General features: G+C 60.7%; 6 protein-coding genes and 1 pseudogene. 2 read left to right on the top strand and 5 right to left on the bottom strand.

The genetic code is table 11. The features are described 5' to 3' along the window. Both HF921_RS06000 and cysM read right to left on the bottom strand, forming a co-directional pair. A pseudogene (locus HF921_RS06000) lies at nucleotides 1-855 on the bottom strand (hypothetical protein); the annotation flags it as partial. A gap of 28 nt (nucleotides 856-883) precedes the next feature. Next, nucleotides 884-1768: a cysteine synthase CysM gene (gene cysM, locus HF921_RS05995; RefSeq protein ID WP_215893504.1), complete on the bottom strand. Its 885-nt coding sequence runs from the start codon at nucleotides 1766-1768 to the stop codon at nucleotides 884-886. 140 nt (nucleotides 1769-1908) lie between these two features. Here cysM and pgl point away from each other — a divergent pair, with 140 nt between their 5' ends. Next, nucleotides 1909-2619, top strand: a complete 711-nt coding sequence (gene pgl, locus HF921_RS05990) for a 6-phosphogluconolactonase (protein WP_215849077.1) — start codon at nucleotides 1909-1911, stop codon at nucleotides 2617-2619. Nucleotides 2620-2653: 34 nt separating this feature from the next. Here pgl and HF921_RS05985 read toward each other — a convergent pair whose 3' ends face one another. From HF921_RS05985 to glgB, 3 genes are read right to left on the bottom strand one after another with little or no spacing between them, the layout of a single operon-like run. After that, nucleotides 2654-3583 carry an SPFH domain-containing protein gene (locus HF921_RS05985; RefSeq protein ID WP_215893503.1) on the bottom strand — a complete coding sequence of 310 codons (930 nt, stop codon included), beginning with the start codon at nucleotides 3581-3583 and terminating at the stop codon, nucleotides 2654-2656. Then, on the bottom strand, nucleotides 3559-4020 hold the full coding sequence (locus tag HF921_RS05980) for an NfeD family protein (RefSeq protein ID WP_064219753.1): 462 nt from the start codon (nucleotides 4018-4020) through the stop codon (nucleotides 3559-3561). Before HF921_RS05980 ends, HF921_RS05985 begins: the two co-directional genes overlap by 25 nt. A 14-nt stretch (nucleotides 4021-4034) precedes the next feature. After that, on the bottom strand, nucleotides 4035-6233 hold the full coding sequence (gene glgB / locus HF921_RS05975) for a 1,4-alpha-glucan branching protein GlgB (protein ID WP_215893505.1): 2199 nt from the start codon (nucleotides 6231-6233) through the stop codon (nucleotides 4035-4037). Between the two features lie 249 nt (nucleotides 6234-6482). On the opposite strand from glgB, the gene HF921_RS05970 reads away from it, so the two are divergent. Next, a partial coding sequence (locus HF921_RS05970; RefSeq protein ID WP_215893502.1) for a sugar phosphate nucleotidyltransferase occupies nucleotides 6483-6963 on the top strand: 481 nt, incomplete at its 3' end.

The raw sequence follows: 6963 nt of genomic DNA, 5'->3' as shown, positions 1-6963 counted from the left end.
AAAACCGCCCCGTCCGAGGCCGGGCCAGCGGATGCTTCCCTGGTCCAGTTGCCAGGCCTTGGCCGTCTGGCGCCAGCGGGTTTGTATCCGCAGTGCTGCGGCGGGGGCTGTCCAGTACCATGGACTCCAGAGGACACCCCCCTGGGTCCAGCGCATCCGGGCGGTGCCGTGCCATTGCCCGGTATATGCACCGTCCCCCTGGAGTTGCAATGCGACACCCTGGGCGGCCTGCAAACCGTCCGGGCTACTGAACTGGAGCTGGCTGCCCTGCAATTCAAAGGCTATCTGACGCGCCTTTGCCCAGTTTGCGCCCCGCGCCTGGACTTGCCACCGGGCCTGCCCCGAGGTCTGCCAAGTGGCAGGCAGCAGGGTAAGGGCGCGCACCAGACCGGCAACCGGCAGGCTGCCCGCAGCCGTCAGATGCCACTGTCCGGCGGCGGTACTTTGCACCTGCAGACGGGCGCTGCCGAATTGCGCAGCGCGCAATGCCAGCATGGCTTGCCCACTGCCGCCCACCCGCCGCAACTGTACATGCCCATCGCCATGCAGTGCGCCCCACGGGCTGTCCTCCACCGCCAGATGAACTTGACGACACGCCCAACCCCGCGCCGTCTGGAGCCCGCATTGCAGCCGGGCATGCCGCCAGAGTTTGCGCTTGCCCGCTTGCGCGACGCCCGCCGCCAGGCTGAACTGATCGCCCTGCGTCGATGTGGTCAGCGTCGCGTGCAAGCGCTGCGCCGTCCAGCCCGTTCCGCTTATCCGTGCGGCGCTGATTTCCAGAATTTGTGCCCCGGCCACACCACTGATAGCGAGCCCCAGGCACAGCGTCATAGACCAGCGGACGGCTATCGGCAAAATTCTGCTGCGCCCGTGCATCATTCTCTCAAGCCGGAAAAACACCCGTAGAGAGGTAACGGTCACCCCGGTCACAGACAATGGCAACCACCACACCATGGTCCAGCTTTTGTGCCACGCTGATCGCCGCGGCCACCGCGCCACCGGAAGATATGCCCGCCAGCACCCCTTCCTCCCGTGCCAGACGACGGGCCATTTCCTCGGCTTCTTCCTGGCTCACATCGACAATCTGATCCACAGATTCAGGATGATAAATGCGTGGCAAATAGGCTTTCGGCCAACGGCGGATACCAGGAATTTTGGCCCCCTCCGTCGGTTGTACGCCGACAATCTGAATATGGGGCGACACCTCCCGCAAATAGCGGGAGGTGCCCATGATGGTCCCCGTCGTCCCCATGGATGAGACGAAATGGGTTATGGTCCCGCGGGTGTCACGCCAGATCTCCGGCCCGGTACCGAGATAATGCGCCTCGGGATTATCGGGGTTCGAAAACTGATCGAGCATGAAGCCCTCTCCCGCCGCCACCATCTGATGCGCGAGATCAATAGAACCTTCAATACTCCGGGCGGCTGGCGTGAGAATCACTTCAGCGCCGTAGGCACGCATCACCTGCCGCCTTTCGATGCTCATGTTCTCCGGCATGATCAGCGTCATGGACAATCCCCGCACCGATGCCGCCATGGCCAGGGCGATACCCGTGTTCCCGCTGGTGGGTTCGATCAGGCGCGTAGCAGTAGTGATGGTGCCACGCGCCAACGCCCGGCGAATCATATTCACGGCGGGGCGATCTTTGACGGAACCCGCGGGATTGTTACCTTCCAGCTTCCCGAAAATCCGCACACCCGCATGCGGCGACAAGCGCCGAAGTTCACATAGGGGGGTATTGCCTATCCAGTCCTCCAGACCACCCATCTCTGCCTCCTTCAGGGCAATATTCAATAGTCAGCATCATAGACCCAAGCTGCAAAGTGCGGCTATCCTGTCCGGCAAAAGATCCGGGGGAAATGTCACGCCTGCAGATCATCACCCGGAACACACAGGAGTGCATCAACATGGAAGCAGCCCGGAACCGCAACACCTGGCATATTCATCCTGATAGCGCAGCCCTCGCCCAGAGATTGGCAGCAGCCATCGCGCGTATGGCCCAAGAGGCTATCGCCGCGCGCGGCGCCTTCCATCTGGTGGTCGCCGGCGGCAACACCCCGCGCGCGGCTTATGCCATGCTTCCGCAACTGGGCCGGGACTGGCAGTGCTGGCACCTCTATCATGGGGATGAGCGCTGCCTGCCGCTCCAGGACCCGGAGCGTAACAGCCTGATGCTGGACACCGTCTGGCTGTCCCAGGTACCCATTCCGGCGCGGCAGATTCATCACATTCCGGCCGAACGGGGTGCCGAAGTGGCCGCCCGCGACTACGCCGCGCTTCTTCCGCCGCATGCCTTCGATCTGGTCCTGCTGGGAATGGGTGAGGATGGCCATACGGCCAGCCTTTTCCCCGGCCACGACTGGGGTCTGGAAAAGAGCAGCCCCGCCACCCTCGCCATCCACGACGCCGCCAAGGCGCCGCCCCAAAGGGTGAGCCTGAGCGGCTGGCGATTACAGTACACGCGGGAGATGTTTTTTCTCACCACGGGCAGCGGCAAGCGGGCGGCACTCGCGGCCTGGCTACGGGGCGAATCCACTCCCGCCGCACTGGTAGGCACAACGGCCGATGTCTGGCTGGACAATGCGGCCTGGCCGGAGACGGTGCCTGGGACCATTTGACCTCGGTCCCGTGAATCCGGGTTTCGCGGGCACCTCAAGCTTTCGCTGTCCCGCCCTGTTGCTTGACCATGGACAGCGCCGTACCCACCAGTGCGCCGATATTGCCCAGATCCGCCGGGATCACCAGACTGGTGCTCGCCTTGGCGAGGTTGCCCCATTTTTCGATGTAGTCCTTGGCGAGTTGCATCTGCAAGGCCTCAATACCACCCGGCGCCCGCGCCGCGTCGCCGATGACGCGGATGGCGGCGGCGGTGGCTTCGGCAACCAACTGGATGGCTGCGGCTTCACCCTGGGCGCGCAACACTTCCGCCTGTTTGCGACCATCCGCGACATTGATGTCCTGCTGACGCTGCCCCTCGGACGTGTTGATCTGCTGCTGCCGTTGTCCCTCGGACTTGGCGATCAATGCCCGCTTTTCCCGCTCGGCGGTGATCTGCAGTTCCATCGCGCGGATGATCTCCTGGGGTGGAGTAATATCCTTGATTTCATAGCGCAGCACCTTGACGCCCCAGTTGATCGCCGCCTCGTCCACCGATGAGGCAACGGCCGTATTCAGCAACTGTCGGGACGAAAGCGCCGCATCCAGATGCAGTTTACCGATCTCCGAACGCATGGTGGTCTGCGCCAACTGGATCACCGCCGTGAAGGGATTACTGGAACCGTAAGCCGCTTTTACAGAATCGGTAATCTGCAGATAGAGTACCCCATCTACGGTCATAGTGGTGTTGTCGAAGGAGATGCAGACTTGCGCGGGCACCTCCATGGGCACCTCGCGCATGTTAAAACGGAAAGCAATGCGGTCCAGAAAAGGGATGATAAAATTCAGCCCCGGCTGCAATACTGCATGATATTTACCAAGGCGCTCGACGACCCAGGCGCGCTGTTGAGGCACGACCCGGATGGTGGTCCGCAGAATGAAGAAGGCCGCAACAACAACAATCAGGATAACGATGAGGGAGGACATAATGGCTCCTTGCCAGAATTTTGTCGGGGTAGCACGCCTAAATGTAGCAAGTTATCCGTCTTGGCGATGATGACGGCCCGGTCGCCCGGGCAAGGGGAAGGGCCCTCGTCGACGACCGCCAGCCACTCGGCACCGCGATAACGCACACTGTATTGCTGATTGCTGTCCGGCCCGCTGATAACATCCACGCCCTGACCCAGATCAAAGTCGCCGAGATCTTTGGTTTTGGCGGCCAAACGATGACGTAGCCACAGTCCGGTGGGCAACAGGACCAGACAAAACCCGAGAAAAACCCAGTGCAGCACCGTGCCCGGCAAAAGCAGCCCGGTAATAGCCGTGAACAGGGCCGCCAGCGCCACCGCCGCCAGGTAGAACGTACCCGTAAAAAGCTCCGCCAGCCCGGCGACAAAAGCAATGACGACATAGACCATAAACATCGTCACCCCCAGAGTCAGCCCGTCCCGGTCAACTGTAAATAAATCGCCCCGAGAGGCGGCAGCACCAGTTCCAGCGAATGGGGCAGCCCCATCCAGGCCCGGGCCTGCGCCTGCTGCGGCAAGTTACCGATATTACCGCCGTGATAAGCGCCCGCATCGCTGTTGAATATCTCGTGATACCGGCCCGCCGTTGGCACCCCAAGGCGATAATTGTACCGAGGCACCGGCGTAAAATTGAACGCGGCCAGCACGAAGCCACCATCCCGATCCCAGCGCAGGAAACTCAGTACGGACTGGTCGGCGTCGTGACAATCCACCCACGAAAAGCCCTCGCCCTGAAAATCCTGCACATGTAAGGCCGGGATATCCCGGTACAGATACGCCAGATCCCGGTTCAACCGCCGAATACCCTGATGCCAATCCGAATTCAGCAAGTCCCAGTCCAGGGCCTGCCCACAATCCCACTCCCGTCCCTGGCCGAACTCGTTGCCCATAAAATTCAGTTTTTTGCCGGGATGCGCAAACTGGTAGCTAAAGAGCAAACGCAAATTGGCGAAGCGCTGCCAGACATCGCCGGGCATTTTGTCCAGCAGCGAGCGCTTGCCGTGTACCACTTCGTCGTGGGACAGGGGTAACACGAAGTTTTCCGTATAGGCGTAAAGCTGGCTGAAGGTCAGGTCGTTCTGGTGAAAGCGCCGGTAGATCGGGTCCTGCTCCAGATAGGCGAGGGTGTCATTCATCCAGCCCATATTCCACTTCATGGAGAACCCCAGACCGCCGACATAGGTGGGACGGGAGACCATCGGCCAGGACGTGGATTCTTCGGCGATGGTGAGGATGCCCGGATGGCGCTCATTGAGGGCCACATTCATCTCGCGCAGAAAATCAATGGCCTCCAGATTCTCCCGGCCACCGTACTGGTTGGGAATCCACTCTCCCTCCGGGCGCGAATAATCGCGGTAGAGCAGGGACGCCACCGCATCCACGCGCAATCCATCGATGTGGAAACTGTCCGCCCAGTAACAGGCATTGGCCAGCAGGAAACCACGCACTTCGTTACGCCCGTAGTTGAAGATGTAAGTGCCCCAGTCGCTGTGCTCACCCTCGCGCGGATCGGCATGTTCATACAGCGCGGTGCCATCAAAACGTGCCAACCCCCAGTCATCCTTGGGGAAATGCCCAGGCACCCAGTCCAGGAGAACGCCGATGCCTGCCTGATGAAAGTGATCCACAAAGGCGCGGAAGCCATCGGGAGTACCAAAACGACTGGTAGGCGCAAAATAGCCGCTCACCTGATAGCCCCAGGATTCATCCAGAGGGTGCTCCATCACGGGCATCAGCTCAATGTGGGTATAGCCCATCTCTTTACAGTAGGTTACCAGGCGCTCCGCCAGCGTCTCATAACTGAGGAAATGGCCCGCCGCATCGCGCTGCCAGGAACCGAGATGCACCTCGTAGATGTTCATGGGCGCATGCTGCCAATCGTGGCCGGCGCGCGCCGCCATCCAGCTCTGATCGGTCCAGACATGATTATCTTCCACCACTCGCGCCGCTGTACTCGGCCTAAGCTCAAAGGCGTTAGCGTAGGGGTCGGTCTTGACAAACACCACCCCGGAATCGCGGTGGCGCATCTCGAATTTGTAGATTTCGCCAACCGCCAATTCGGGGACAAACAACTCCCAGAGACCACTCAGGCCGCGTGCGCGCATGGGATGGATGCGCCCGTCCCAATCATTAAAATCGCCAACGACGCTGACGCGCTCGGCGTTAGGCGCCCAGACGACAAATGATACCCCGTCCACCCCCTCGTGCCGGTGGCGGTGTGCGCCGAGATGGTGATAGGCCTCGTAGAGACGCCCCTCGCCGAAGAGATAAATCTCCAGATCCCCCAGAACCGGGCCGAAGACATAGGGATCATAGTGCTCGTGAAGCCCGTGCCGGTCCTCCCAACGCAAGCGGTAAGGCAGGGGCAGTGCCTCACCCTGATGCACGAAGACGCCGTCGCTATGGATCGGTTCCATAGCTATCCATCCCTTCGGCGTCTGGATCTCAACGCGGAACGCGTCAGGTAGAAAAGCCCTCCGCACGGACTGTTGACCAACCACGTGCTGGCCCAGCCAGGCGAAGGGATCCGGATGGCGCGCCGCACAGATCGCCAAACAGTCTGCGCTTGCGCCGGACAGATCGATCATTGTACTGTCATGCCTCGGCATTGCCGTCACTGTATCCTCCTCTGCCCGCCATCCGGGGTGACCCGTTCCCACTTTGTCGCCGTCATGACTTAACGCCTTTTTTGAGCATAACACATCTGCAGTGCAGCGCTGCTCCACCCGACGCGCAATTTTTCCTGCACAGAGTCCTTGCCGCCATCGCTGAAGTTCAGTACCTTAAAAGTCGGCGCCTCGACAATCTCACCTATACTGCAGGAAGGTCCGTTCCATGCTAAAACCAAGGAGGAGGTAATGTCGGAAGAAGGCAGTCTCGGAGTAGCCAATTCACCCCGCTTCGTCAGTAACCTCACCAAGAACACCCTGGCTCTGGTGCTCGCCGGCGGGCGCGGCAGCCGCCTCGGTCCGTTGACCGACTGGCGCGCCAAACCCGCCGTCCCCTTCGGCGGCAAATTCCGCATCATCGATTTCTGCCTCTCTAATTGTCTTAACTCCGGTATTCGTCGCATTGGTGTCCTCACCCAGTACAAATCCCATAGCCTCATCCGTCATATCCAGCTCGGCTGGGGCTTTCTCCGCGGCGAGTTCAGCGAGTTCACCGAGATTCTTCCCGCTCAGCAGCGCATGAACACCGGCTGGTACAAGGGCACCGCCGATGCCATTTTCCAGAACATCGACATTCTCCGCGCCCATCGACCGCGCTATGTGATCATCCTGGCGGGTGATCATATTTACAAAATGGATTACGGACAGATGCTTGCCGAGCACGTCCAAA

The sequence above is a fragment of the Acidithiobacillus ferriphilus genome, assembly GCF_018854775.1.
GTDB classification, from domain to species: Bacteria; Pseudomonadota; Gammaproteobacteria; order Acidithiobacillales; family Acidithiobacillaceae; genus Acidithiobacillus; species Acidithiobacillus ferriphilus.
Note: the sequence above shows the minus strand (reverse complement) of the source record. Positions and strands in the feature narration are given on the sequence as shown.